The organism is Pseudoxanthomonas fibrivorans (assembly GCF_041464125.1).
Taxonomy (GTDB): Bacteria; Pseudomonadota; Gammaproteobacteria; order Xanthomonadales; family Xanthomonadaceae; genus Pseudoxanthomonas.
The window spans coordinates 2,878,201-2,902,099 of sequence record NZ_JBGNUG010000001.1 but is presented as its reverse complement, the minus strand read 5'-3'; the positions used below and the strand labels follow the sequence as shown (position 1 = coordinate 2,902,099).

Here is a 23,899-nt window from a genome sequence, read left to right as displayed (position 1 = left end):
AGCCACCTCACTTCAGTTTCAGCAGGCGGGCGACGTCGGCGCGCACGCCGGCCGGGTCGGCATGCGGCGGGTAGCGCAGGACGACGAAGCCGTTGGGATCGATCACGAACAGCGGGATGCCGGCCGGATCGGCGGCGCGTGGCAGCGCCGCGCGCAGGGCGGGGTCCTCGCGCAGCACCCGCAGTTCGGGCAGTTCCGGCGCGCCGGCCGGCAGCGGCCCCAGCCACAGGATCTCGACCTGGTCGGCGTTGTGCCCGAACAGCTGCCAGACCTTGTCCAGCTCGGCGAGCAGGCGGGTGCATTCGTCGCTGCAGGCCGGTGGCGGCGCGACCACGATCCGCCAGGTGCGCGCGGCCGGCTCCCAGGCGTACGGGGTGCCGTCCGCCAGCAGCGGCGGCGCCTGGCGCAGGTCGGCCGGCGGCTGCAGCAGCTCGCCGTGGTTGCGCAGGCCGGCCGGCATCCAGCCGCTCAGGCGCAGCAGCACCGCGCCGAAGGCGGTACCGAAGAACAGCAGGAACAGGGCGATCAGCATCAGTCGCCCGCGGCGGGTGCGGGCGGCGTCGGAGGCGGGAACGGTCATGGCGGGGATTTTCGCACGTCGGGCACCGCGGACGGCACGCGACGCTCAGCGCCGGCGCCGGCCTCGGAAGGTCAGCAGCGTCGCGATGGCCAGCACCGCGCCGGACAACGCGAACCACTGCACCGCATAGCCGAGGTGGCGGTCCGGCGGCAGCGTGTTCGGCAGCAGTTCCAGGTCGCGGGCATAGCCCCCCGGCAGCGCCGGGTCCAGCCGCAGCACGCGCGGCGCCAGCGACGGCACGCCCAGCGCGGCGGCCAGCGCGGGCGGATCCAGCGCCACCACCAGCAGCGTTCCGTCCGGCTGCGGCGACACGACCGGCGCGACCAGCCCGGGCGAGGGCGGCGGCAGCAGCAGGCCCGCCACCTCCTCCGTTCCGGGGGCGGCCACCGCGGGCAGGCGGCGGTCGCCGGGCAACGGCAGCCAGCCCAGCTCCACCAGCAGCGCGTCCGGCGTGTCCGCGGGCAGGAAGACCCGGTAGGCGCGCACGCCGGCGCGGCCGTCGCGGTTCTGGTTGTCGAGCAGCACCGCGGGCGCGTCGAGGAAGCGGCCTCGGCCCGATGCCCAGTCGTAGGCGCGCGCGCGCGCCGGGTCGGCGGCCCGCGACAGCGGCTGCGACCGGCGCTCGTCCAGCACCCGCGCCGCGGCGTCGAGCTGGGCCTGCTTGGCCTGCATCCGCTGCAGCTGCCACGCACCCAGCGACGCGCACAGCGCGGCCACGCCCAAGGCCAGCACCCAGCCGGCCCACAGCGGCAGGCGCCGGCCGCTCATCGCGCCATCCCCGTCCGCGCCTGCGATAATGCCGGCCATCGCATCCACGCACGCACCGAGGCCACCGCCGTGAACGATTCGCTCAAGACCCTGGTGGTGGTGGCGTTCCTGATCGTCATCCTGTGGAACCTCGGCTCGGCCCTGTACTACCTGCTGGTCGACCGCGGCCAGAGCAAGCGCACGGTCAACGCGCTCACCCGCCGCATCGGCCTGTCGGTGGCGCTGATCCTGCTGGTCATCCTCGGCATCTGGACCGGGGTTATCCAGCCGCACGGCGTCGGCCGCTGAGCCCTGAAACGACGGGGACGCCCGGAGGCGTCCCTGTCGGCATACCGTGGTGGCCGGCAGCGTGCCGGCGCCCGGCTCAGAGCACGTAGACGAACAGGAACAGCGCCAGCCAGACCACGTCGACGAAGTGCCAGTACCACGCGGCGGCTTCGAAGGCGAAGTGGTTGTCGGGGGTGAAGTGGCCCTTGGCCACGCGCAGCCACATGATCGCCAGCATGATCGTGCCCAGCAACACGTGCGCGCCGTGGAAGCCGGTGAGCATGAAGAAGGTCGAGCCGTAGATGCCGGAACCCAGGGTCAGGTTCAGTTCCTGGTAGGCGTGGATGTATTCCTCGGCCTGGAAGAACAGGAACAGCAGGCCCAGCAGCACGGTCAGGCCCAGCCACAGCAGCACCTGGCGGCGCGCGTTGGCCTTGAGCGCGTGGTGGGCGATGGTCAGGGTCACGCCCGAGGTCAGCAGGATCAGCGTGTTGAGCAGCGGCAGGCCCCAGGCCGGGATGGTCTGGAACTGGCCACCGACCTGGCCCGGGCCGGCCGTCGGCCAGGCCGCGGTGTAGCCGTCCCACAGCAGGGCGTTGGTCATCACGCCGTCGCCTTCGCCGCCCAGCCACGGCAGGGCGAGGTGGCGGGCGTAGAACAGCGCGCCGAAGAACGCGGCGAAGAACATCACTTCGGAGAAGATGAACCAGATCATCCCCATCCGGAACGAGATGTCGACCTGGCGGTTGTAGTGGCCGGCCAGCGATTCGCGCACCACTTCGCTGAACCAGTAGAACAGCACCGCGAGCATCGCGGCCAGGCCGACGAAGAACGTCCACTTGCCCCAGGCCAGCCCGTTGAGCCAGGTGGCCACCCCGATCATCAGCGTGAACAGTGCGACCGAGGCCAGGATCGGCGCCTTGCTCTGCGCCGGTACGAAATAGTGGTCCGTCTGCGGTTGGGCCATGGCGGTGTGTTTCCGTGCTCGTCAGGGCGCCGCGTGCGGCGCGTTGGAGACCTGCGCCGCGCCCAGTCGCGCGGTGAGGTCCTCGTTCTTGAAGAAAGTGTAAGACAGCGTGATCGTCTTGACGTCGCCCGGCAGGTCCGGATCGACGATGAAGCGCACCGGCATGTCGCGCTTCTCGCCCGGCTGCAGGGTCTGGGCGGTGAAGCAGAAGCATTCGGTCTTGGTGAAGTGGCCCGACGCGCGCGCCGGCGCCACCGAGGGCACCGCGCTGCCGACGATCGCGCGGTCGCCGTCGTTGCGGGCGAAATACAGCGCCTCGTTGAGCTCCCCCGGCACGACCTCCATGGTCAGCTGCTCGGGCTCGAACGCCCACGGCAGCTTGGAGTTCACGCCGCCGTCGAACTGCACGGTGACCGTGCGCGACTTGCGCTCGGCGGCCGTGGCCACGGTGCCGGCGCGGGCCTGCCCGGTGCCGCCTTCCAGGCGGATGCCGAACACCTTCTCGCAGGCGATCCGGTACAGCGGCACCAGCGAGAAGGTGAAGGCGAACGCGGCCAGCGCCACGCCGGCCAGCTTCAGCCAGCCTGCGCCACGCTTCGCCGGGGCCTGCGCTTCGCTCATGCCGCGCCCAGCACGCCCGACAGGATGAAGGCGAGGTAGATCGCCAGCGCGATGGCGCCCACGACCCAGGCCGTGCGCGCCACGCCCTTGCGGCGCTGCGCGGTGTCCTGGTTGTGCCCGGTCGGTGCGGTCATGGTTGCTGCTTCTTCCTCAGGCCCGGCATCCGTTCGGAGCCGGCGCTTTACCGTTGAACGCCGGCACACGGCTGTGTCGGCTCTCGCGAGGGACTCGCCCTTTGAACCCCCGCACATGGATGTGCGGGCTGCTCCCAGGGATTCGGACTAGTGACTGACGTCGCCGTGGGCCAGGTCGCCGTCCTTGATCACCGGCGGCGTGGCGAAGGTGTGGTGCGGCGCCGGCGAGGGCACGGTCCACTCCAGGCCACGCGCCGCTTCCCACGAGCGCGCCTCGGCCTTGGCGCCGTTGCGCAGCGAGTGCCACAGGATCGCGGCCATCATGAACGGGGTGACGAACATGCCGAACGCACCGATCGAGCTGACCAGGTTCCAGTCGGCGAACACCACGTTGTAGTCCGGGATGCGGCGCGGCATGCCGGCCAGGCCGAGGAAGTGCTGCGGGAAGAACAGCAGGTTGACGAACACCATCGTCCACCAGAAGTGGAACTTGGCCGCCGCCTCGCTGTACATCCGGCCGGTCCACTTCGGCCACCAGTAGTAGACCGCGGCGATCAGCGCGAACACCGCGCCGGTCACCAGCACGTAGTGGAAGTGGGCGACCACGAAATAGGTGTCGTGGTACTGGAAGTCGGCGGGAACGATCGCCAGCATCAGGCCGGAGAAGCCGCCGATCGAGAACAGGATCACGAACGCGACCGACCACAGCATCGGTGCCTCGAAGGTCAGCGAGCCCTTCCACATCGTGCTGACCCAGTTGAACACCTTCACGCCGGTCGGCACCGCGATCAGCATGGTGGCGAACATGAAGTAGATCTCGCCGCCCAGCGGCATGCCCACGGTGAACATGTGGTGGGCCCATACGATGAACGACAGGAACGCGATCGAGGCGGTCGCGTAGACCATCGCCTGGTAGCCGAACAGCGGCTTCCGGCTGAAGGTCGGGATGATCTCGCTCACCACGCCGAAGGCGGGCAGGATCATGATGTAGACCTCGGGGTGCCCGAAGAACCAGAAGATGTGCTGGAACATCACCGGGTCGCCGCCGCCGGCGGCATTGAAGAAGCTGGTCCCGAAGAACTTGTCGGTCAGCAGCATGGTCACCGCGCCGGCCAGCACCGGCATCACCGCGATCAGCAGGAAGGCGGTGATCAGCCAGGTCCAGCAGAAGATCGGCATCTTCAGCAGGTCCAGGCCCGGGGCGCGCATGTTGAGCACGGTGGCGATGATGTTGATCGAGCCCATGATCGAGCTGACGCCCATCATGTGGATGGCGAAGATCGTGAACGCGACGTTGTAGCCGCCCTGCAGCGACAGCGGCGGGTACAGCGTCCAGCCGCCGGCCGGCGCGCCGCCCGGCAGGAACAGCGTCATCAGCAGCAGGGTGAACGCGAACGGCATGATCCAGAAGGACCAGTTGTTCATGCGCGGCAGCGCCATGTCCGGCGCGCCGACCTGCAGCGGGATCATCCAGTTGGCCAGGCCGACGAAGGCCGGCATCACGCCGCCGAAGATCATGACCAGCGCGTGCACGGTGGTCATCTGGTTGAAGAACTCGGGGCTGACGAACTGCAGGCCCGGCTTCATCAGCTCGGCGCGGATCACCACCGACATGGCCGCGCCGATGATGAACATGGTGAAGGAGAACAGCAGGTACAGCGTGCCGATGTCCTTGTGGTTCGTGGAGAAGAACCAGCGCTCGAAGAACCCCTGCTTGTGGCCGTGGTGGTCGTCGTGGTGCTCGGCGGCGGAATGGGCCATGGCGTTGCTACCTCTGAATGCGTGTGCGTGGCGGCCGCATGGCGGCCGTTGCGTTGATCGGGTCAGCCCTGCGCGGCGCCGGCCGCGGGGGCGGCGTCCTGCGGCGCGGCTTCCGGGGCCGGCGCGGCATCGCCGGCCGGCGCCTCGGTGGCGGCCGGCGCTTCGACGGCCGGGGCGGCGGCGGGCTCGGCGGCCGGGGCCGGCTTCTTCGCCGCCAGCCACTTCGCGAACTCTTCCTTCGACACCGCCTCGACCACGATCGGCATGAAGCCGTGGTCCTTGCCGCACAGCTCGGCGCACTGGCCGCGGTACACGCCCGGGGTCTTGATCTCGGTCCAGGCCTCGTTGATCAGGCCCGGGATCGCGTCCTGCTTCCAGCCCAGCGCCGGCACCCACCAGGCGTGGATCACGTCGTCGGCGGTGATGACGAAGCGGACCTTGGTGTCCACCGGCAGGACCAGGCGGTTGTCCACGTCCAGCAGGTAGTGCGGGTTGGCCTCGAGGCTGGGCTGCTCGCCGCTCTGGCGGATCCGGTCGGATTCGCGGTCCAGGCGGCTGGTGAAGGCCACGCCCTCGCCCAGGTACTCGTACTTCCACATCCACTGGTAGCCGGTGACCTTGACCGTCATCTCGGAGTCGCGGGTGTCGTACATCGCGATCAGCTTGGCGGTGGCCGGCCACGCCATCGCGATCAGGATCAGGACCGGGATCACCGTCCAGATCACCTCGGCGGTGGTGTTGTGGCTGAACTGCGCCGCGACCGCGCCCTTGGAGCGGCGGAACTTGAACATCGCGTAGCCCATCGCGCCGAACACGATCACGCCGATGACCACGCACACGATCAGCACGATCATGTGGGCCTCGTACGCGTTCTGCGAGGACGCGGTGACGCCGCGGCCCATGTTCAGCTGCCAGCGGTGCGGGTCCGCCGACTGGGCCCAGGCCAGCGCCGGCGCCACCAACAGCGCGCCCGCCGCCAACCACCGCTTCCACCATCCCTTCGCTTGCATCATTGCCTAGACCCTGGTTGCGTCATCGGTTGCGGCCTGCCTCGGCCGCCAGGAATTCTTTCAAGCACCGTGCCAGTTGCGAGCGTTCGGCCGGGCCCAGGAAGGCGCCCACCTCGACCCGCCGGCCGCTGGACGACAGCGTGACCCTGCCGTCGTCCCTCCCCACGTGCACCCGCACCCAGTGCGGATGGGCGCTGAACACGACATCGGCCCCGCGGCGGACGTCCACCGCGGAAGGACCGATGGCGATCTCCTCGCCGTGTTCCCCGCTGCGCCACAAACAGCGCAACGCCAGCGCGACCCCCGCGCTGTGCAGCAGGGCGAAGGCCGGGGCGAAGGCATTGCCGGCCAGCCAGCCGAGCCCGGCCACCAGCCACATCGCCCCCGCCAGCGCGGCGAACAGCGCCCTGAACTGGCGGGCCGTCAGGGCCCGCGGCGGGCGCAGCCGCAGCTGCGCGCCGGCGTCGCCGGACCTGGTCGGAACCACCTCGATCATGCCGCCCACCGCCGCTTGCCGCCTGCGGAAAACACCGAAGATGGTAAGCGCTGGGCACAGCGGGCGGCAACTTGCATTGATCCGGCTCAAGTATTTGCCGGCGCTCCGGCGGCCGGGGCGTGGCCGCTCCGGGCCGCGCATGGGCCCCCGGCCGACGCCCGCCCGCCCGCCTGGCGGGCCTGCCCGGCGCACGCTCTAGAATGCGCCCGTCCCGCCCGACTGCGACCGCGCCCCGTGAAGCCCGCTCCCCCGACCGTGGACGCCGCCGAGGTCGAGGCCCTGTTCGACTCGATCCCCGATGTCCTGTTCTTCATCAAGGACCGCGAGGGGCGCTACACCCATGTCAACGCGACCATGCTGCGCCGGCTGGGCCTGCGCTCGCGGCGCGAGATCATCGGCCGGCGGGCCAGCGAGGTGTACCCGAGCGGGCTGGGCGCCACCTACGGCCTGCAGGACCAGCAGGTGCTGGAAGGCGCGGTGATCGACAACCTGCTCGAACTGCACCTGTTCTCCGACCAGGAGCCGGGCTGGTGCCTGACCTGCAAGCGGCCGCTGCGGGTCGACGGCCAGGTGGCCGGGCTGGTCGGGATCTCGCGCGACCTGGCCAGCCGCGAGGGCCTGGGCGCGGACTACGCCTCGCTGCGGGAGGCGCTGGTGCACATGAACCGGCACTTCGCCGGCAACATCCGCATCCACGACCTGCTGGCGATCACCGGCTTCTCCGAATCCAAGCTCGAACGCACCTTCCAGAAGGTGTTCCAGCTGACCCCGCTGCAGCTGCTGACCCGGATCCGGATCCAGGCGGCGATGCACCGGCTGCACGGGCCGGGCAGCATCGCTTCGATCGCCCAGGCCTGCGGCTTCAGCGACCAGAGCGCCTTCACCCGCCGCTTCGTGGCCCTGGTCGGGATGACCCCCAGCGAGTACCGCGCCCTGCGCCAGGCCTGAGCCGGCGGGTTTTGTGCCGGCTTCCGCGCCGCGGACGCCGGAATCCTTCAAGCCAGGACGACCACCCGCCGGCCATGATGGACGGCTGGCGCCCCGCCCCATGCCGGCCCGTGGCAGGCCCTCGAGGCGCCGGCACCCGTCCCCGCAGCCGACCCCGCCCATGACCGCCTCGCCCGCCCGTCCCGATTCCCCGCCGCGTGCCGCCATCCCGGTCGCGCCGGCCGCCGCCGCCCCGTCCGCGCTGCGCGCGGCGATCACCGCCGCCTGGCTGCGCGACGAGGCCACCCACGTCCGCGAACTGCTGCTGCAGGCCCGCCAGGAGCCGCTGGTCCAGGCCGACATCGACGCGCTGGCCGCCGACCTGGTCCGCCGCGTGCGCGCCCGCGCCCAGGACCAGGGCGCGATCGAGGCTTTCATGCGCCAGTACGACCTGGGCAGCGAGGAAGGCGTGCTGCTGATGTGCGTGGCCGAGGCGCTGCTGCGCATCCCCGACCAGGAGACCGCCGACAAGCTGATCCGCGACAAGCTCGGCGACGCCGACTGGGAGAAGCACCTGGGCCAGAGCGAGTCGGTGCTGGTCAACGCCTCGACCTGGGGCCTGATGCTCACCGGCAGGCTGGTCAACCTCAACGACCTCACCCGCCACGACGTGCCGGGCGCGTTCAAGCGCCTGGTCGGCCGGGTCGGCGAACCGGTGGTGCGCCTGGCCGTGCGCCAGGCGATGCGGATCATGGGCCACCAGTTCGTGATGGGCCGCACGATCTCCGAAGCGCTGTCGCGCTCGAAGAAGGGCGACAACGCCCACTACCGCTATTCGTTCGACATGCTCGGCGAAGGCGCGCTGACGATGAAGGACGCGCGCCGCTACCTGCAGGCCTACCGCGACGCGATCCATGCGATCGGGCGCAGCGGCAACTACGTCGGCGCAGATGTCTTCGCCGCGCCGAGCATCTCGATCAAGCTGTCCGCGCTGTTCCCGCGCTACGAACACGCCAAGCGCGAGCGGGTGCTGGCCGAACTCGCGCCGGCCGTGCTGGAGCTGGCGCAGCTGGCGAAGTCCTATGGCATCGGCTACACCGTCGACGCCGAGGAAAGCGACCGCCTGGAGCTGTCGCTGGACCTGATCGAGGCGACCTTCTCCGATCCCTCGCTCGACGGCTGGGAGGGCTACGGCCTGGCCGTGCAGGCCTACCAGAAACGCGCGCCGTTCGTGGTCGACTTCCTCGCCGACCTGGCCCGCCGGGTGGGCCGCCGCATTCCCGTGCGGCTGGTCAAGGGCGCGTACTGGGACGCGGAGATCAAGCGCGCCCAGGTCGAGGGCCAGGCCGGCTACCCGGTGTTCACCCGCAAGCAGAACACCGATGTTTCCTACCTGGCGTGCGCGCGGCGCATGTTCGGCCACGCCGACGCGATCTACCCGATGTTCGCCACCCACAACGCGCAGACCATCGCCGCGATCCGCGCGCTGGCCAACGGCCGCGACTACGAGCACCAGAAGCTGCACGGCATGGGCGACGACCTCTATGCCGAAGTGGTGCCGGCCGACCGCCTCGGCGTGCCGTGCCGGGTGTATGCGCCGGTCGGCAGCCACGAGGACCTGCTGCCGTACCTGGTCCGCCGCCTGCTCGAGAACGGCGCCAATTCCAGCTTCGTCAACCGCATCACCGACGAGGACGTGCCGGTGTCCGACCTGGTCCAGGACCCGGTCGCCGCGGTGATCGGCTTCGATTCCGCCGGTTCGTCCATCCGCCACCCGCGCATTCCGCTGCCGCGCGACCTCTACACCCAGCAGGGCTTCGACAGGGACAACTCCATGGGCGCCAACTTCGCCGACGACACCGAACTCAAGGCCCTGGCCGAGCGCCTGAACGAGCACGCCGGCCCATGGCGCGCCGCGCCGCTGGTGCCGGGCGCCCTTCCGGCCGGCGAAAGCCTGGCCGTGGCCAGCCCGGCCGACCGCCGCCAGGTCGTCGGCCACTGGCAGCCGGCCGATGCGGCCACCGTGCAGCGCGCGCTGGCCAATGCGGTCGCCGCGCAGCCGGCATGGGACCGCACTCCGGCCGCCAGCCGCGCCGCGATCCTCGAACACGCGGCCACCCTGCTCGAGCAGCGCATGCCCGCGTTCATGGCGCTGTGCGTGCGCGAAGCCGGCAAGACGCTGCCCGACGCGGTCGCCGAGGTGCGCGAGGCGGTCGACTTCCTGCGCTATTACGCGGCCCAGGCCCGCCGCCAGTTCGGCGCGCCCGAGGCGCTGCCCGGCCCGACCGGCGAGTCGAACGAACTGCGCCTGCAGGGCCGCGGCGTGTTCGTCTGCATCAGCCCGTGGAACTTCCCGCTGGCGATCTTCCTCGGCCAGGTCTGCGCCGCGCTGGCCGCCGGCAACAGCGTGATCGCCAAGCCGGCCGAGCAGACCAGCCTGATTGGCCATGCCGCGGTGAAGCTGCTGCACGAAGCGGGCGTGCCGGCCGACGTGCTGCAGTTCGTGCCGGGCGACGGCGCCACCGTGGGCGCGGCCCTGACCTCCGACCCGCGCGTGGCCGGCGTGGCCTTCACCGGCTCGACCGAGACCGCGCGCGCGATCAACCGCGCCCTGGCCGCGCGCGAGAACGCGCCGCTGGCCGTGCTGATCGCCGAGACCGGCGGCCAGAACGCGCTGATCGCCGACTCCTCCGCCCTGCCCGAGCAACTGGTCAAGGATGCGATCGGCTCGGCCTTCACCTCGGCCGGCCAGCGCTGCTCGGCCGCGCGCGTGCTGTTCGTGCAGGACGACATCGCCGACAAGGTGATGACCATGCTCGCCGGCGCGATGGCGGAACTGAAGGTGGGCGATCCCGGCCTGCTGGCCACCGACGTCGGCCCGGTGATCGACGCCGAGGCGCTCGAGGTGCTCAAGGCGCATGCCACGCGCATGGACCAGGAGGCGCGCCACATCGCCACCGTGCCGATGGACACCGACCTGGCCCTGGGCACCTTCTTCGCCCCGCGCGCCTACGAACTGTCCTCGCTGTCGCAGCTCCAGCGCGAGGTGTTCGGCCCGGTGCTGCACGTGATCCGCTGGAAGGCCGAGCACCTGGACGCGGTGATCGACCAGGTCAACGCCACCGGCTACGGCCTGACCCTGGGCATCCACTCGCGCATCGACGAAACCGTCGAGCGGATCGCCTCGCGGGTCAAGGTCGGCAACGTCTACGTCAACCGCAACCAGATCGGCGCGGTGGTCGGCGTGCAGCCGTTCGGCGGCCAGGGCCTGTCCGGCACCGGCCCCAAGGCCGGCGGCCCGCACTACCTGCCGCGCTTCGCCACCGAAAAGACGGTCACGGTCAACACCACGGCCGCCGGCGGCAACGCCTCGCTGCTGACCCTGGGCGACTGACCGCCGCCGCGGCCGCGGCCACCGCCGGAACGGGAAGGGGCGCGCCATGCGCCCCTTTTTCGTGGCCGCGGGGCGCCCCGCCCGGGACTTGCCTGCCCGCGGCGCATCGGCGACGCTTGCGCGGCCCCGTACGGAAGCGGGATGCATCGGAGCGGGCGGCGGCGACCGCGGCAAGGACCGGGAGGCGGATGACCACCGATTTCTACAACCTCCTGCTCACCGACTGCGCGCTGGCGCTGATCCTGCTCGTGCTGTTCTGGCATGTCGCGCGGGTGTCGCGCGGCGTGCGCGGGATCGCCTCCTGGGGGGGCGGCCACTTCCTCTACTCGGTCGGCGCCGCGATGCTCGACGGCACCGCCACCGGGCTGGAGCGGGCCGGGTCGGCGACGGCCACGACGGCGGCGGCGATCGGCGGCATCCTCGCCTGCGGCGGGCTGGCGGTGCTGGCGGGGGCGTCCATCAAGTTCACCCAGCAGCGCCCGCTGCGGCCCGCGGAATGGGCGCTGGTGCCGGGGCTGGTCGGCCTGTCGTTGCTCGCCTGGCTGGCCGGCGACGCGATCGACGGCCAGGGCGCGGCGATGAGCCTGGCCGAACTGGTCATGCTCGCGGTCATGCTCTGGCAACTGCGCCGCCTGGACGTCCCCCCGCTGCGCGTGCCGGCACGGCTGGTGATGGTCGGTTGCGCGGTGCTGGCGGTGCTGTATGCCCGCGACCTGCTCAATGCGTTCACCGGCCGCTACGGACCGAACGACGCCTGGGTCAACGTCGACCTGTCGACCTGGTACCTGATCAACTTCTGCATGCTGATGCTGGCCAGCTTCCGCGCCGCCGAATCGCTGCGGCAGACGGCGATGCTCGACCCGCTCACCGGCACGCTCAACCGCCGCGGCCTGTTCGCGCGGCTCGATCCGGAGCTGGAGCGGCTGACCCGCGAAGGCCACCTGGCGGTGATCGCGCTGGACCTGGACCACTTCAAGCGGGTCAACGACCGCTACGGGCACGAGATCGGCGACCTGGTGCTGCAGAAGCTCAGCGACACCATCCGCGGCCAGACCCGCGAGCACGACGTGTTCGCGCGCACCGGCGGCGAGGAATTCGTGATCGTGGTGACCGGGCCCGACGCGTGCAACGCGCAGGCATTGGCCGAGCGCATCCGCGTGTCGCTGTCGACGATGCGCCTGGACCCGCCGTCGCCGCCGGTGCGGGTCACCGCCAGCCTCGGCGTGGCCGTCTCGAACCGGCCGATGCCGCTGTCGATGCTGATGCGCGGCGCCGACGAGGCGCTCTACACGGCCAAGCGTGCCGGCCGCGACTGCGTGGTGACGCACACGCTCTGACCCGCGGACGCCGCGGCGGGCAGGCTCAGCCGGCGACCAGCCGGACCCGGGCGAAATTGCGCTTGCCGACCTGCAGCACGCCCTCGAAGCCGGGCGCGAACGTGGTCGCCGGATCCTCGACCACCACGCCTTCCACCTTCACCGCGCGCTCCTTGAGCTTGCGGTTGGCCTCGGAGTTGGACGGGGTGATCCCGGCCGCGGTGAGCAGCGCGGCGATGCGGATGCCTTCGGCCGGCACCGCCACGTCCTGCAGCGGCAGCGAGGACGTGTCGCCCTGGCCGGTCACCACCGCGTGCCAACCGGCGATCGCCTGCTCGGCGGCGGCGGCATCGTGGAAGCGGGTGGCCAGTTCGCGCGCCAGGCGCAGCTTCACTTCGCGCGGATTGAGCGCGCCCGACTCCACCTCGGCCTTCAGCTTCGCCGCCTCGGCCACGGAGATGTCGAAGCTGAGCAGGTCGATCCAGCGCCAGGTCAGCGCGTCGCCGATCTTCATCGTCTTGGTCACGATGTCGATCGCCGGCTCGCTGATGCCGATGTAGTTGCCCAGCGACTTGCTCATCTTGTTGACGCCGTCCAGGCCTTCCAGCAGCGGCATGGTCAGCACGATCTGCGGCTTCTGACCGTAGTGCTCCTGCAGGCCGCGGCCCATCAGCAGGTTGAACTTCTGGTCGGTGCCGCCGAGCTCGACGTCGGCCTCCAGCGCCACCGAGTCGTAGCCCTGCACCAGCGGGTAGAGGAACTCGTGGATGGCGATCGACTGCTGCGCCGCGTAGCGCTTGGCGAAGTCGTCGCGCTCGAGCATGCGCGCCACGGTGTGCTGGCCGGCCAGGCGGATCATGTCGGCCGCGGCCATCTTGCCGAACCATTCGCTGTTGAAGCGCACTTCGGTGCGCTCGCGGTCGAGCACCTTGAACACCTGCTCCTCGTAGGTGCGGGCGTTGGCCAGCACGTCCTCGCGGGTCAGCGGCTTGCGGGTGACGTTCTTGCCGGTCGGGTCGCCGATCATCCCGGTGAAGTCGCCGATCAGGAAGATCACCTGGTGCCCCAGGTCCTGGAACTGGCGCATCTTGTTCAGCAGCACGGTGTGGCCGATGTGCAGGTCCGGCGCGGTCGGGTCGAAGCCGGCCTTGACCCGCAGCGGGCGGCCGCCGGCCTTCGCCGATTCGACCAGCCGCGCCTCCAGTTCCTCGCGCTTGAGGATCTCGTCGGCACCACGGCCGATGAGGGCAAGGGATTGTTCGACGGAGGGCTTGGCTTGGGGGGGAAACACGACCGGCTCCACAGTTCGGGTGACGACAAACTTGAACGAAATGTTACGTGCCGGTTAACCGGAAAGCCAGCGAAAAATTCAGCTTCTTCAATGGTTTGACGCACTAGTTTCAGGTGTTTATGGTACCTGCCCAGTGGGCCGCACTCCGGGGTCCCGTGAAGGAAGTTAAGCGATGTCCCTGACCGATCACGGCCGCGCCCGCAAGCAGCAGTTCCACGACCGCCTCGGCATCCTTCACCACCGCCACCTGCACCGCAAGCTGAAGGAGCGGTTTCCCGCCGCCTTCAACACCCGCTGGACCCGGCGCCACTGGCTGCACGCCAGCCTGTTCGCGACGCTGGGCGCGCTGCTGGCCACCATCGTGCCCGGCTTCTCCTCGCAGCTGCAGCCGACCTCGCAATCGCACGCCACGCTGCCGCTGCAGCTGCCGCCGCTGACCGTGCGCGCGGCCGGCGCGGCCGAAGGCGGTTACTGGGAGGTCCTGCAGGTCGAGCGTGGCCAGACCCTGGGCCAGCTGTTCGAGGAGATCGGCGCGCCGGCGACGACCATGCACCGGATCCTCGAGAACCCGGCCAACCGCGAGGCGCTCACCCGCCTGCGCCCGGGCACCGAGCTGGCCTTCCAGCGCGACGAGGCCGGCGCGCTGAGCGGCTTCCGCTTCGACCGCGGGCCGACCCAGCGCGTGGAACTGTCGCTGCAGGGCGACCGCATCCGCGAGAAGGTGCTCGAGCGCGCCACCACCACCCGCCTGGCCGTGACCAGCGCGGAGATCGACCATTCGCTGTACGCGGCGGGGCGCAAGGCCGGGTTGAGCCCGTCGGCGATCGCGGTGATGACCGACGACATCTTCAAGTACGACATCGACTTCAAGGACGTGCAGCGCGGCGACCGCTTTAGCGCGGTGGTCGAGGAGACCTGGCGCGAAGGCGAGCGGATCGGCACCGGCCGCATCCTCGCCGCGACCTTCAGCACCGACGGCAAGACCTACACGGGCTTCCGCTTCGAACGCAACGGCAAGGCCGAGTACTTCACCGCCGACGGCCGGCCGCTGAAGAAGAGCTTCATCCGCATGCCGATCCCGTATGCGCGCCTGTCCTCGAGCTTCGGCGCGCGCCGGCACCCGGTGCTGGGCAAGATGCGCATGCACAAGGGCGTGGACTATGCCGCCGGCACCGGCACTCCGATCATGGCCGCCGGCGACGCGCGCGTGCAGTTCGTCGGCACCCAGCGCGGCTACGGCAACGTCGTCATCCTCGACCACGGCCGCGGCCACACCACCCTGTACGCGCACATGTCGCGCTTCGGCAAGGTGCGCAAGGGCCAGCAGGTCGCGCAGGGCACGGTGATCGGCTACGTCGGCTCTACCGGCCTGGCCACCGGCCCGCACCTGCACTACGAATTCCGCGTCAACGGCGTGCACCGCAACCCGCTGTCGGTGACCATGCCGCCGCCGGAACCGCTCAAGGGCGCCGACCTGGCCGCGTTCCGCGCCGCCACCGCGCCGACCCTGGCGCGGATGGAGTCGATGGAGAAGCTGATGTTCGCCCACGCCGACACCGCCAAGGCGAAGAAGAAGGACAAGCGCGGCTGAGCCCGCGCCCGTCCCGGGCGGCGCCACGCGCCGCCTCCCCGCGCGCCGCCGTCCCGGTTACCCTGCGCGCATGTCCCAGCTCTTCATCGGCCTGATCTCCGGCACCAGCGCCGACGGCATCGACGCCGCGCTGGTCGAATTCCCCGATCCCGGCCACGCACGCGGCCTGCGGCTGCGTGCGGCCCACGTGCAGCCGTGGTCGCCGGCGCTGCGCGAGCGGCTGGTCGCGCTCGGCCAGGGCGGGGCGATGGAATCGCTGGACGAACTGGGCCGGCTCGACGTGCAGGTCGCGCAGGCCTTCGCCGCCGCCGCCCGGGCGTTGCTGGAGCAGGCCGGCGTCGCGCCCTCGCAGGTCGCGGCGATCGGCTCGCACGGCCAGACCGTGCGCCACCGGCCCTCGGGCGAGGCGCCCTTCACGATGCAGATCGGCGACGGCAGCGTGGTCGCCGAACGCACCGGCATCGCGACCGTCTGCGACTTCCGCCGCCGCGACGTCGCCGCCGGCGGCCAGGGCGCGCCGCTGGTGCCGGCCTTCCACGCCGCGCTGCTGCACGACGCCGGCGAGGATCGTGCCGTGCTCAACCTCGGCGGGATCGGCAACTACACCCTGCTGCCGCGCGGCGGGCACGCCGCATCCGCCGGCGCGGAGCTCGCCGTCCGCGGCTTCGACACCGGGCCGGCCAACGCGCTGCTCGACGCGTGGTGCCACCGCCACACCGGCCAGGTGTTCGACGCCGGCGGTGGCTTCGCCGCCAGCGGCACGGTCGATGCGGCGCTGCTCGAGCGCCTGCTCGACGACCCGTGGTTCGCGCTGCCGCCACCCAAGAGCACCGGCCGCGAGCAGTTCCACCTTGAATGGGTACAGGCCAGGCTGCGCGGCGGCGAAGCGCCGGCCGACGTCCAGGCCACCCTGCTGGAACTGAGCGCGGCCACCATCGCCGACGCGTTGCGCGCGCACCAGCCCGGGACCGCGCGGCTGGTCGCCTGCGGCGGCGGCGTGCGCAACCCGCCGCTGATGCGGCGCATCGCCGACCGGCTGCCGGGCGTGGCGGTGGAATCCTCCGCCGCGCACGGACTCGATCCGGATTTCGTCGAGGCCATGGCCTTCGCCTGGCTGGCCCGCGAATGCCTGGCCGGCCGCCCCGGCAACCTGCCGGCGGTCACCGGTGCGCGCGGCCCGCGCGTGCTGGGCGTGGTGCATCCGGCGTAGCCCGCAACGGGCCACGCCCTGGCGGCCCATGCATCGCGTACCGCCCGATGGGCCGCTGCACGATGCGGCGTTCCCGTGGGCGGGGTCCCGCCGGCCTCGCGCGCCGCACGTAACCGTGCCTGCGGGCGCGGCCGGATCCCGCGGCGGCCCGGCCGGCCGCCGCGTCCCGGGTGGCCGGGCTACTGCGTGCCGCCGAACTGGTGGGTGTACTGCAGGTTGATCGTGCGGCCGACCGAATCGAACCAGGAGATGTCGTAGTACGGATACGCCGTGTAGGTCGGGTCCTTCGGCGGCATCTTGTTGGTCAGGTTGGTCACCGCCAGCGCCAGGCGGGACTGGTCGTTGAACCGGTAGGACACCGACGCGTTGTAGCGGTAGGTGGCGGCGATGTACGGACCCGGGTCGCCCTCCTCCCACACCTGGTCGTACGACCAGCCGTTCGGCAGCTTGCCCAGGCGCTGGCCGTACAGGGTCGCCGACCAGCCGGCGTTCTCCCAGCCGATGCTCGCGTTGCTCTTGGTGCGCGGGATGTCGAACCCGCTGTTGACCGCGAACTCGTCCTCGACCGGGTCGCCGGGGAACTGCTGGAACTCGTGCTCGTTGACCCAGGTGTGGTTGAACGAAAGCGTCCAGCGCCCGACCGGCGTGTCGAAGCGGTAGCGCGCGGCCACGTCGATGCCGCTGGTGTACTCGCGCGCCACGTTGATCGGGTTGACGTAGATCCCGTACAGCGAGTCGTTGCTGGAGCGGGTCACCCGCGCAAGCGCATCCACGCAGGTCGGCGAGGCGATGTCGAGCTCGCCGAGCCGGCAGGCCGCCTCGTCGCGCAGGATCGCGTCCACGCTCATGTCCTGCACCTGGTCGCGCATGTCGATGTCGAACCAGTCGGCCGACAGGTCCAGGCCTTCCAGCGGCGACCACACGAAGCCGGCGGTCCACGAGGTGCTGGTCTCGGCGGCCAGGTCGCGGTTGCCCTCGCGGGTGCGGATCAGGCCTTCCTCGTAGTCCGAGCAGTCGTCGGCATCGTCGAGCAGGCAGTAGTAGTAGTCGTTGCCCGAGGTCTCGTCGTTGCCGATGCCGGCGTACACGTAGTGCAGGTCCGGCGCGCGGAACGCGGTGCCGTAGGAGCCGCGCACCAGCAGGCTCTCGACCGGCCGCCACTCCAGGCCCGTGCTCCAGGTCGCCTTGCCGATCGAGTTGCCCGAATAGCGGTACTGGTCGTAGCGCCCGGCCACGCTCCAGTCCAGCGTCTCCAGGAGAGGCATGCGCAGCTCGCCGGCCGTGGCCCAGCGGTTGCGGCTGCCGTGGCCGTCCGAATCCTTCCAGCTGTAGTAGTAGTACTGCGTGGCCAGCGGATCGGGGTTGAGTTCGTAGGCCTGGTGCCCGAACTCGACGGTGCCGGCGAAGCCCGCGTCGCCGCCCGGCAGGGTGAACAGGTCGGCCTTGCTGACGGTCAGCGCGACGGTGCCGGTCTCCGACTTCGGCCGGTAGACCGAGCGGGCGGCGATGCTGTCGTACTCGGCGCGGGTCAGCGGCGTGTACAGGCGCGCCGGATCGGCGTTGAAAATCGGGAAGCCGTCGTCGTCCACGCCCAGCTGCGGGCCGAGGAGCAGCGCGTTGGCGGCCGCGGCCACGATCTGCGGCCAGCTGATCTCGGCGCTGTACTGCGACCAGCTCAGCGAGGCCTCGTAGTCCCAGTCGGCGGCGAAGGTGCCCTTGAAGCCGGTGGTCAGGCTGAAGGTCTTCTGCGTGGTCTCGACCATGCCGCGGTCCAGGCCGCCCATCTCCTCGGGCGAGAACTGGCGCTGCCAGTATTCGACCTGGCCGGTGGCGTCGTTGTAGAAGTAGCCCTCCTCGTTGCCGTCCGGGGCCATGTAGCTCCACGAGGCGACGTCGCGGAACAGCTCCACCTCGTGGTAGCCGGCCTGCACGTCGGCGAACCATTCGGCGCCGCCGCCGAAGTCGTAGGACAGCGAGGCGTAGCCGTTCAGGCCGCGCCGCTTGCTGAGGATGGTGCCGTAGCCGATCGACTTGTCGCTGCCGCAGTAGTAGCCGTCGACCTCCTCGCCCAGGTCGTCGTCGTAGCCCCAGCCGGGACGCGAGGCGTAATAGGTGCTGCCCTGGTTCTGGCCGGCCAGCGCGTCGCACGCCGCCTGGCCCGGGTCGAGGTAGTAGTCCCACCAGTCGGTGCGCAGGTAGGCCCGGCGCGCGGCGCGGGAGCTCGCGGTCGGGGCGTCCAGGGTCGAATCCTGGATCCCGCGCTCGTAGGCCCACAGCGGCGTCTGCGACTGCAGCTCCAGGCCGTACAGGCCGCTGAAGCGGCCGCGCTCGAACCCGTCGACCAGGGTCGCGTTGAACGATTCGCCGCCGCCGTCGCTGGTGGTGCCGATGCGCATGTCGACGAGGGTGCCGTCCACGCGCTTCTTGAGGATGAAGTTGACCACGCCGGAAATGGCGTCCGAACCGTAGATCGCCGAAGCGCTGCCGGTCAGCACTTCCACCCGCTCGATCATCCCGATCGGGATGCCCGAGATGTCGGTGAAGTTGCTGCGGCCCTTGAACGGCATCGGGAAGTCGGCGATGCGGCGGCCGTTGACCAGCACCAGGGTGTGGTTGGGGCCGAGGCCGCGCAGGTCGACCTGCTGCGCGCCGGGGGAGAAGTCGGCACCGCTGGCGGACTGCTGGCTCTGCGTCTCGCCGCCGTTCTGGGTCATGCCGCGCAGGATGTCGGGCACCGAGGTGAACCCGTTCGCGCGGATTTCCTCGGCGGTGATCACGCTGATCGGCGCCGGGCCCTCGATCTGCGCCCGCGGGATGCGCGAACCGGTGACCTGGACCGCGTCGATCTCGGTCACGTCCTCTTCCTGGGCCGGCGGCGGGCTGCCCGCGGCGGCGTCCTGGGCGGCCGGCGCCGGCGCGGCCGCGCGGCGCGGCGCATCCACGCGCGCCACCAGCACCGCGCCGGTGGCCTGGTCGCGGCGCGCGCCGAAGCCGCTGCCGTGCAGCAGCTGCTGCAGCGCCTGGTCGGTGGAATCGGCGCCCTGCACGCCGGCGGTGCGGCGGCCCTTGAGTTCGTCGGCGCGGTAGACCAGCTGGGTATCCGACTGGCGCGCCAGGGTATTGAGCGCGGCGGCCAGGTCGCCGGGCGGGACGTTGATCGGGCCGGACGCCTCGGCCGCCTGCGCCGCCAGCGCGGTCGTGCAGGCCAGGCTCAACAGCAGGACACGCGACGGGTGACGCATCGGTTCTTTCTCCCCGGTGCCGGGACGGCACTCTTTCCAGCTATGGACGAACGACGCGGCCGATGCCCCCATCGCCGCGCACTCAACGCGAGTGCAGGACGATCCGGTCCGGGTGGCGCTCGGCGCGGACCGGGAAGCCCTGCTCGAGCAGGCCGACGAAACCTTCGAGGTTGGACCAGCGGAAGTTGCCGCCGATCCGCAGCCGGGCGACGTCCGGATCGGCCAGTTCCAGCCGGCGCGCGTTGAAGCGGTTGAACTCGCCGGCCGCCTGCGCCAGCGGGACGTCGTCGAAGGCCAGGAAGCCGTCGCGCCACTCCAGGTAGCGGCGGGCCTCGGCCAGCGGCAGCGACCGCACCAGGACCCCGTCCGGCCCGGCCGTGGCGACGCTGCCCGCGGGCAGCAGCGCGACCGGCCCCGGCGGCCCGCCCGCAGCGCCAGCGGCGGTGTCCTCCAGTCTCACCCGGCCCTCGGTCACCACCACCCGCAGCGCATCGCCGGTGTCGCGGCGCACCGCGTAGTGCGTGCCCACCGCCACCGCGCGCCGGCCCGCGGCCTCGACCACGAACGGCCGGCCCGGTTCATGGGCCACTTCGAAGAAGGCTTCGCCACGAAGCAGCGCCACGTGCCGGCGGGCGCGGTCCAGGCGCACCTCCAGCCGGCTGTCGCTGCTCAGGGTCGCGCGGGAGCCGTCCGCCAGCACCACCTCGCGCACCTGGCCCAGGGTGCTGGCATAGCTGGCCTGGTGCCGTCCTCCCAGCTGCCAGGCGCCCCAGCCCAGGCCCCCGGCGACCGCCAGCACCAGGCCGGCCGCCACGGCACGGGGCCAGCGTCGCGGACGCGACCCGCGCGGCCGCCCGGCGAACGCGACCGCACGCAGGTCCGGCGGGGCCGGCGGGGCCGGCGGGGCCGGCGCATCGGGCCCGTCGAGGGCGGCCGGACGGGCCGGGGTCCTCCAGGGCGACCACCGGTCGCGCGCGGGCACCTGGCCGGACGGCAGGCCGGCGGCCAGCGCCTGCAGGCGCCCGGCTTCGGCCCAGGCCGACGCCAGCCGCAGCCACGCCACCCGGTGCGCGGTGCTTTCCTCCAGCCACGCATCCAGCGCGCGCTGGTCGCCCGCGCTCCAGGCCGCAGCGTCCCGCCGCGCCAGCCAGGCCGCGGCCTCGCGCTCAGTCTTCCTGCTGTCGGCCATGTCCCGGTTCCCCCTCCGCGCCGGGCCGTGGCGCCCGCCCGGCGCGCACGTCCGCCCCGCCCCCGTAAAGGTGGTCGGCGATCAGGCGCATGCCCTTGGCGAGGTGCTTTTCCACGGTCCTCCCGCTGATGCCCAGGCGCTGGGCGACGTCGTTCTGCGACAGCTCCTCCACCCGGCGCAGCCAGACCACCTCGCGGCAGCGCTCCGGCAGGGCATCCAGCGCGTCGACCAGCCGTCGCAGCGCCTGGCGGGTGCCGCACCAGCGTTCGGGCGACACCTCGTCGATCAGGTAGACGTTCGAGGACTCGAAATCACCCACCGGCTCGATCGACACCACCCGGCTGCGGCGCAGGCGGTCGGTCATCAGGTGGCGGGCGGTGGCGAACACGAAGGCCCGCGGCGTGGCCGGGCGGCTGCGCGCGGCCGCCTCGTAGACGCGGACGTAGACCTCCTGGCGCAGGTCGTGCACTTCGTCGCGCCGCGGCCAGCAGCGGTGCAGGTACTGCGTCAGCGTCCGCTCGTGGACCAGCACCTCGCGGACGAACCAGTCGTCCAGTTCGTTGGGCATGGCCGCACTCTAACCCGGCCGGCGCGGATCGATGGGGGATCGCGGCCGCCGGTTCGTCTAGGCTGTCTGCCGGCACGCAGCGTCGTGCCGTGGCCCCGGAACAGGAGTGGCGGAATGAAGAAGCGTGGTGGCGGTGCGTGGAAGCTGATGGGCCTGGTGGTCGCCTGCGTGCTGGCCGCGCCGGTGGCGGCGGCCGACTACGGCCATTACCTGCTCGGCGATACCGCCGCGAAGACACCGGGCCGCGTCCAGCCCGGGCTGCTGCTGATGGGCGGCGGCGACCGCAACTTCGACGCGATGCACTGGTTCATGAAGAAGGCCGGCAACGGCCACATCGTCGTGCTGCGCGCCTCGCAGGGCGGCGAGATCGGCGAGGAGTTCTTCAACGAGGTCGGCGGCATCGCTTCGGTGGAGACGTTCGTGTTCAAGGACCGGGACGCAGCCTCCGACCCGGCGGTGCTGGCCGCGCTCGGGCGCGCCGACGGCATCTTCATCGCCGGCGGCGACCAGTCGCGCTACGTGCGCTACTGGCGCGGCACGCCGGTGGCCGCGGCGCTGGACGCCCACGTGCGCGCGGGCAAGCCGCTCGGCGGCACCAGCGCCGGCCTGGCGATGCTCGGCGAATACCTGTACGGCGCGATGGACGGCGGCAGCCAGACCACGCCGCATGCGCTGGCCGACCCGCTCGGCGACGGCAACACGATCGAGACCGGCTTCCTGCACCTGGACGCGCTCAGGGGCGTGGTCACCGACACCCATTTCCGTGAGCGCGGCCGGCTCGGCCGGCTGGTCGCCTTCGTCGCCAAGGGCGAGGCGCTGGCCGGCAAGCCGCTGGTCGGCCTGGGCGTGGACGAGGACGCGGCGGTGGCGGTGGAAGGCGATGGCCGCGCCCGCGTCTATGCGACCGCACCGGGGGCCGGCGCGACCGTGGTCGAGGGCGGCTTCGCGCAGAAGCAGGCCGAGGACGAGCCGATGCAGCTGGCGCGGGTCGACACCGTGGTCGCCGGCGTGGATTCGGTGCTGCACCTGCCGTCGGGCAAGGTCGAGCGGCCCGCCGCCCGGCGCCACTACGCGGTGCGCGACGGCGTGCTGGTCGCGCTCGATGCGCCGCTGCTGGTGATCCACGGCGGCGCCGGGGTCGAGCGCGCCGGCCTGTCGGCCGGCGAGGAATCCGAGGCCCGAAAGGCGCTGGAAGCGGCGCTGCGCGCCGGGCATGCGCAGATCAAGGCCGGCAAGCCGGCGCTGGACGCGGTCACCGCCGCGATCCGGGTGCTGGAGGATGCGCCCCAGTTCAACGCCGCGCGCGGCGCGGTGTTCACCCACGACGGCAGGAACGAGCTGGACGCCTCGATCATGGACGGCGCCAGCGGCCAGGCCGGCGCGATCGCCGGCGTGCACCGGGTCAGGAATCCGATCACCCTGGCGCGCGCGGTGATGGAGCACTCCAGGCACGTGATGATGGTCGGCGGCGGCGCCGAGGCGTTCGCCGCCGAACAGGGCATCGAGCTGGTCGATCCGTCCTACTTCCGGACCGAGAAGCGCTGGCAGCAGCTGCAGCGGGCGCTGGCCGAGGAAGCCAGGGCGCAGGCGTCCGGCACACCGCTGCAGTTGCCGGGCAAGGCCTATTTCGGCACGGTCGGTGCGCTCGCGCTCGATGCGCAGGGGCGGCTGGCCGCCGGCACCTCCACCGGCGGCATGACCAACAAGCGCTACGGCCGCGTCGGCGACTCGCCGATCATCGGCGCCGGCACCTGGGCCGACGAACGCTGCGCGGTGTCAGGGACCGGCTGGGGCGAGTTCTACATCCGCGACGCCGCCGCGCACGAGATCTGCGCGCGCGTGCGCCTGGCCGGCCAGCCGCTGGCCCGTGCCGCCGAGGCGGTGATCGACCGCGACATCCCCAAGGCCGGCGGCGACGGCGGCGCGATCGCGCTGGGCGCCGACGGCAGCGTCGCCTTCCCGTTCAACACCGAGGGCATGTACCGCGGCTGGATCGGCGCCGACGGCGTGCCGCACGTGGCGGTGTTCCGCGGCGAGGCGCTGCCCCTGCCCTGAGCTCAGCGCGCGGCCAGCAGCGCCACGTAGCGCTGCAGGTCCGCCGCGGAGAAGCAGCAGAACACCACCGCGCGCACGGTCCGCGCCGGGAACGCGGCCACCGCGGCCACCGCCAGCGGCGCGGCCAGGTCCGGCGGATAGCCGTATGCGCCGGTGCTGATCGACGGGAACGCCACGTCCGTGCAACCGTGCGCCTCGGCCAGGGCCAGGCTGTTGCGGTAGCACGCGGCCAGCAGCGCCGGTTCGCCGTGGCCGCCACCGCGCCACACCGGGCCGACGGCATGGATCACGTGCCGCGCGGGCAGCGCGTGGCCCGCGGTGATCCGTGCCTCGCCGGGCGGGCAACCGCCGAGGGTCCGGCACTCCGCCAGCAGTCCCGGGCCGGCGGCGCGGTGGATCGCGCCGTCCACCCCGCCGCCGCCCAGCAGCGAGGCATTGGCCGCGTTGACGATGGCGTCCACCGCCAGGGTGGTGATGTCGGCCTGTTCGGCGCGCAGCAGCAAGGCCATCGC

Annotated in this window: 20 protein-coding genes and 1 pseudogene; 8 read left to right on the top strand and 13 right to left on the bottom strand. The window is 71.7% G+C overall.

Annotated features, from left to right (window positions below; all coding sequences use genetic code 11):
* Positions 1-7 precede the first annotated feature (7 nt).
* A complete protein-coding gene (locus ACA089_RS13355) occupies positions 8-580 on the bottom strand; it encodes a hypothetical protein (RefSeq protein ID WP_372017530.1) in 573 nt (190 codons plus the stop codon).
* A 45-nt stretch (positions 581-625) separates the two neighbouring features.
* Positions 626-1,348: an SURF1 family protein gene (locus ACA089_RS13350; RefSeq protein WP_372017528.1), complete on the bottom strand. Its 723-nt coding sequence runs from the start codon at positions 1,346-1,348 to the stop codon at positions 626-628.
* Positions 1,349-1,417: 69 nt separating this feature from the next.
* On the opposite strand from ACA089_RS13350, the gene ACA089_RS13345 reads away from it, so the two are divergent.
* Complete coding sequence (locus tag ACA089_RS13345; protein ID WP_372017526.1) at positions 1,418-1,636, top strand: twin transmembrane helix small protein; 219 nt, start codon at positions 1,418-1,420, stop codon at positions 1,634-1,636.
* 76 nt (positions 1,637-1,712) lie between these two features.
* Here ACA089_RS13345 and ACA089_RS13340 read toward each other — a convergent pair whose 3' ends face one another.
* The 6 genes from ACA089_RS13340 to ACA089_RS13315 all read right to left on the bottom strand — a co-directional run bounded on the left by ACA089_RS13340 (position 1,713) and on the right by ACA089_RS13315 (position 6,604).
* Positions 1,713-2,582 carry a cytochrome c oxidase subunit 3 gene (locus tag ACA089_RS13340; protein WP_372017524.1) on the bottom strand — a complete coding sequence of 290 codons (870 nt, stop codon included), beginning with the start codon at positions 2,580-2,582 and terminating at the stop codon, positions 1,713-1,715.
* A gap of 21 nt (positions 2,583-2,603) precedes the next feature.
* Positions 2,604-3,203, bottom strand: a complete 600-nt coding sequence (locus tag ACA089_RS13335; protein WP_372017522.1) for a cytochrome c oxidase assembly protein — start codon at positions 3,201-3,203, stop codon at positions 2,604-2,606.
* Positions 3,200-3,337 (bottom strand): hypothetical protein, encoded by a 138-nt coding sequence (locus ACA089_RS13330; protein WP_372017520.1) that lies wholly within the window; start codon positions 3,335-3,337, stop codon positions 3,200-3,202. Before ACA089_RS13330 ends, ACA089_RS13335 begins: the two co-directional genes overlap by 4 nt.
* Before the next feature lie 147 nt (positions 3,338-3,484).
* Complete coding sequence (gene ctaD, locus ACA089_RS13325) at positions 3,485-5,098, bottom strand: cytochrome c oxidase subunit I (protein WP_372017518.1); 1,614 nt, start codon at positions 5,096-5,098, stop codon at positions 3,485-3,487.
* Between the two features lie 62 nt (positions 5,099-5,160).
* Positions 5,161-6,111 carry a cytochrome c oxidase subunit II gene (gene coxB, locus ACA089_RS13320; RefSeq protein WP_372017516.1) on the bottom strand — a complete coding sequence of 317 codons (951 nt, stop codon included), beginning with the start codon at positions 6,109-6,111 and terminating at the stop codon, positions 5,161-5,163.
* A 19-nt stretch (positions 6,112-6,130) separates the two neighbouring features.
* Positions 6,131-6,604, bottom strand: a complete 474-nt coding sequence (locus ACA089_RS13315; protein WP_372017792.1) for a DUF2244 domain-containing protein — start codon at positions 6,602-6,604, stop codon at positions 6,131-6,133.
* 234 nt (positions 6,605-6,838) lie between these two features.
* On the opposite strand from ACA089_RS13315, the gene ACA089_RS13310 reads away from it, so the two are divergent.
* The 3 genes from ACA089_RS13310 (at position 6,839) to ACA089_RS13300 (ending at position 12,262) form a co-directional block, all read left to right on the top strand.
* Entirely contained in the window at positions 6,839-7,552 is a 714-nt protein-coding gene (locus ACA089_RS13310) for a helix-turn-helix domain-containing protein (protein WP_372017514.1), read from the top strand.
* Between the two features lie 160 nt (positions 7,553-7,712).
* A complete protein-coding gene (gene putA / locus ACA089_RS13305) occupies positions 7,713-10,925 on the top strand; it encodes a bifunctional proline dehydrogenase/L-glutamate gamma-semialdehyde dehydrogenase PutA (RefSeq protein ID WP_372017512.1) in 3,213 nt (1,070 codons plus the stop codon).
* Positions 10,926-11,113: 188 nt separating this feature from the next.
* Complete coding sequence (locus ACA089_RS13300) at positions 11,114-12,262, top strand: GGDEF domain-containing protein (RefSeq protein ID WP_372017510.1); 1,149 nt, start codon at positions 11,114-11,116, stop codon at positions 12,260-12,262.
* Positions 12,263-12,287: 25 nt separating this feature from the next.
* On the opposite strand, the gene tyrS is transcribed toward ACA089_RS13300, so the two are convergent.
* Complete coding sequence (gene tyrS / locus ACA089_RS13295; protein ID WP_372017508.1) at positions 12,288-13,532, bottom strand: tyrosine--tRNA ligase; 1,245 nt, start codon at positions 13,530-13,532, stop codon at positions 12,288-12,290.
* Positions 13,533-13,704: 172 nt separating this feature from the next.
* On the opposite strand from tyrS, the gene ACA089_RS13290 reads away from it, so the two are divergent.
* Positions 13,705-15,123 (top strand): peptidoglycan DD-metalloendopeptidase family protein, encoded by a 1,419-nt coding sequence (locus ACA089_RS13290; RefSeq protein ID WP_372017507.1) that lies wholly within the window; start codon positions 13,705-13,707, stop codon positions 15,121-15,123.
* 70 nt (positions 15,124-15,193) lie between these two features.
* Complete coding sequence (locus ACA089_RS13285; protein ID WP_372017505.1) at positions 15,194-16,333, top strand: anhydro-N-acetylmuramic acid kinase; 1,140 nt, start codon at positions 15,194-15,196, stop codon at positions 16,331-16,333.
* Between the two features lie 179 nt (positions 16,334-16,512).
* Here ACA089_RS13285 and ACA089_RS13280 read toward each other — a convergent pair whose 3' ends face one another.
* The 3 genes from ACA089_RS13280 to ACA089_RS13270 all read right to left on the bottom strand — a co-directional run bounded on the left by ACA089_RS13280 (position 16,513) and on the right by ACA089_RS13270 (position 21,332).
* Complete coding sequence (locus ACA089_RS13280) at positions 16,513-19,575, bottom strand: TonB-dependent receptor domain-containing protein (RefSeq protein ID WP_372017503.1); 3,063 nt, start codon at positions 19,573-19,575, stop codon at positions 16,513-16,515.
* 82 nt (positions 19,576-19,657) lie between these two features.
* Positions 19,658-20,764 carry a FecR family protein gene (locus tag ACA089_RS13275; RefSeq protein ID WP_372017501.1) on the bottom strand — a complete coding sequence of 369 codons (1,107 nt, stop codon included), beginning with the start codon at positions 20,762-20,764 and terminating at the stop codon, positions 19,658-19,660.
* A complete protein-coding gene (locus ACA089_RS13270; protein ID WP_372017499.1) occupies positions 20,742-21,332 on the bottom strand; it encodes an RNA polymerase sigma factor in 591 nt (196 codons plus the stop codon). The genes ACA089_RS13275 and ACA089_RS13270 overlap by 23 nt, the downstream gene beginning before the upstream one ends.
* Before the next feature lie 114 nt (positions 21,333-21,446).
* Between ACA089_RS13270 and ACA089_RS13265 the strand changes: the two are divergent.
* Positions 21,447-21,962 (top strand): annotated as a pseudogene (locus ACA089_RS13265) (cyanophycinase); the annotation flags it as partial.
* Between the two features lie 444 nt (positions 21,963-22,406).
* Positions 22,407-23,387, top strand: a complete 981-nt coding sequence (locus ACA089_RS13260) for an isoaspartyl peptidase/L-asparaginase family protein (protein ID WP_372017790.1) — start codon at positions 22,407-22,409, stop codon at positions 23,385-23,387.
* A gap of 2 nt (positions 23,388-23,389) precedes the next feature.
* Here ACA089_RS13260 and ACA089_RS13255 read toward each other — a convergent pair whose 3' ends face one another.
* Entirely contained in the window at positions 23,390-23,890 is a 501-nt protein-coding gene (locus ACA089_RS13255; protein ID WP_372017788.1) for an O-acetyl-ADP-ribose deacetylase, read from the bottom strand.
* Between the last annotated feature and the right edge of the window lie 9 nt (positions 23,891-23,899).

What these genes read in the sequence shown, in the direction of transcription:
- ACA089_RS13290 (WP_372017507.1), top strand. Translation starts at nt 13,705, where the DNA reads ATGTCCCTGACCGATCACGGCCGCGCCCGCAAGCAGCAGTTCCACGAC.
- ACA089_RS13330 (WP_372017520.1), bottom strand. Translation starts at nt 3,337, where the DNA reads ATGACCGCACCGACCGGGCACAACCAGGACACCGCGCAGCGCCGCAAG.
- ACA089_RS13300 (WP_372017510.1), top strand. Translation starts at nt 11,114, where the DNA reads ATGACCACCGATTTCTACAACCTCCTGCTCACCGACTGCGCGCTGGCG.
- ACA089_RS13315 (WP_372017792.1), bottom strand. Translation starts at nt 6,604, where the DNA reads ATGATCGAGGTGGTTCCGACCAGGTCCGGCGACGCCGGCGCGCAGCTG.
- ACA089_RS13350 (WP_372017528.1), bottom strand. Translation starts at nt 1,348, where the DNA reads ATGAGCGGCCGGCGCCTGCCGCTGTGGGCCGGCTGGGTGCTGGCCTTG.
- ctaD (WP_372017518.1), bottom strand. Translation starts at nt 5,098, where the DNA reads ATGGCCCATTCCGCCGCCGAGCACCACGACGACCACCACGGCCACAAG.
- ACA089_RS13355 (WP_372017530.1), bottom strand. Translation starts at nt 580, where the DNA reads ATGACCGTTCCCGCCTCCGACGCCGCCCGCACCCGCCGCGGGCGACTG.
- ACA089_RS13275 (WP_372017501.1), bottom strand. Translation starts at nt 20,764, where the DNA reads ATGGCCGACAGCAGGAAGACTGAGCGCGAGGCCGCGGCCTGGCTGGCG.
- ACA089_RS13335 (WP_372017522.1), bottom strand. Translation starts at nt 3,203, where the DNA reads ATGAGCGAAGCGCAGGCCCCGGCGAAGCGTGGCGCAGGCTGGCTGAAG.
- putA (WP_372017512.1), top strand. Translation starts at nt 7,713, where the DNA reads ATGACCGCCTCGCCCGCCCGTCCCGATTCCCCGCCGCGTGCCGCCATC.
- ACA089_RS13270 (WP_372017499.1), bottom strand. Translation starts at nt 21,332, where the DNA reads ATGCCCAACGAACTGGACGACTGGTTCGTCCGCGAGGTGCTGGTCCAC.
- ACA089_RS13340 (WP_372017524.1), bottom strand. Translation starts at nt 2,582, where the DNA reads ATGGCCCAACCGCAGACGGACCACTATTTCGTACCGGCGCAGAGCAAG.
- coxB (WP_372017516.1), bottom strand. Translation starts at nt 6,111, where the DNA reads ATGATGCAAGCGAAGGGATGGTGGAAGCGGTGGTTGGCGGCGGGCGCG.
- ACA089_RS13285 (WP_372017505.1), top strand. Translation starts at nt 15,194, where the DNA reads ATGTCCCAGCTCTTCATCGGCCTGATCTCCGGCACCAGCGCCGACGGC.
- ACA089_RS13280 (WP_372017503.1), bottom strand. Translation starts at nt 19,575, where the DNA reads ATGCGTCACCCGTCGCGTGTCCTGCTGTTGAGCCTGGCCTGCACGACC.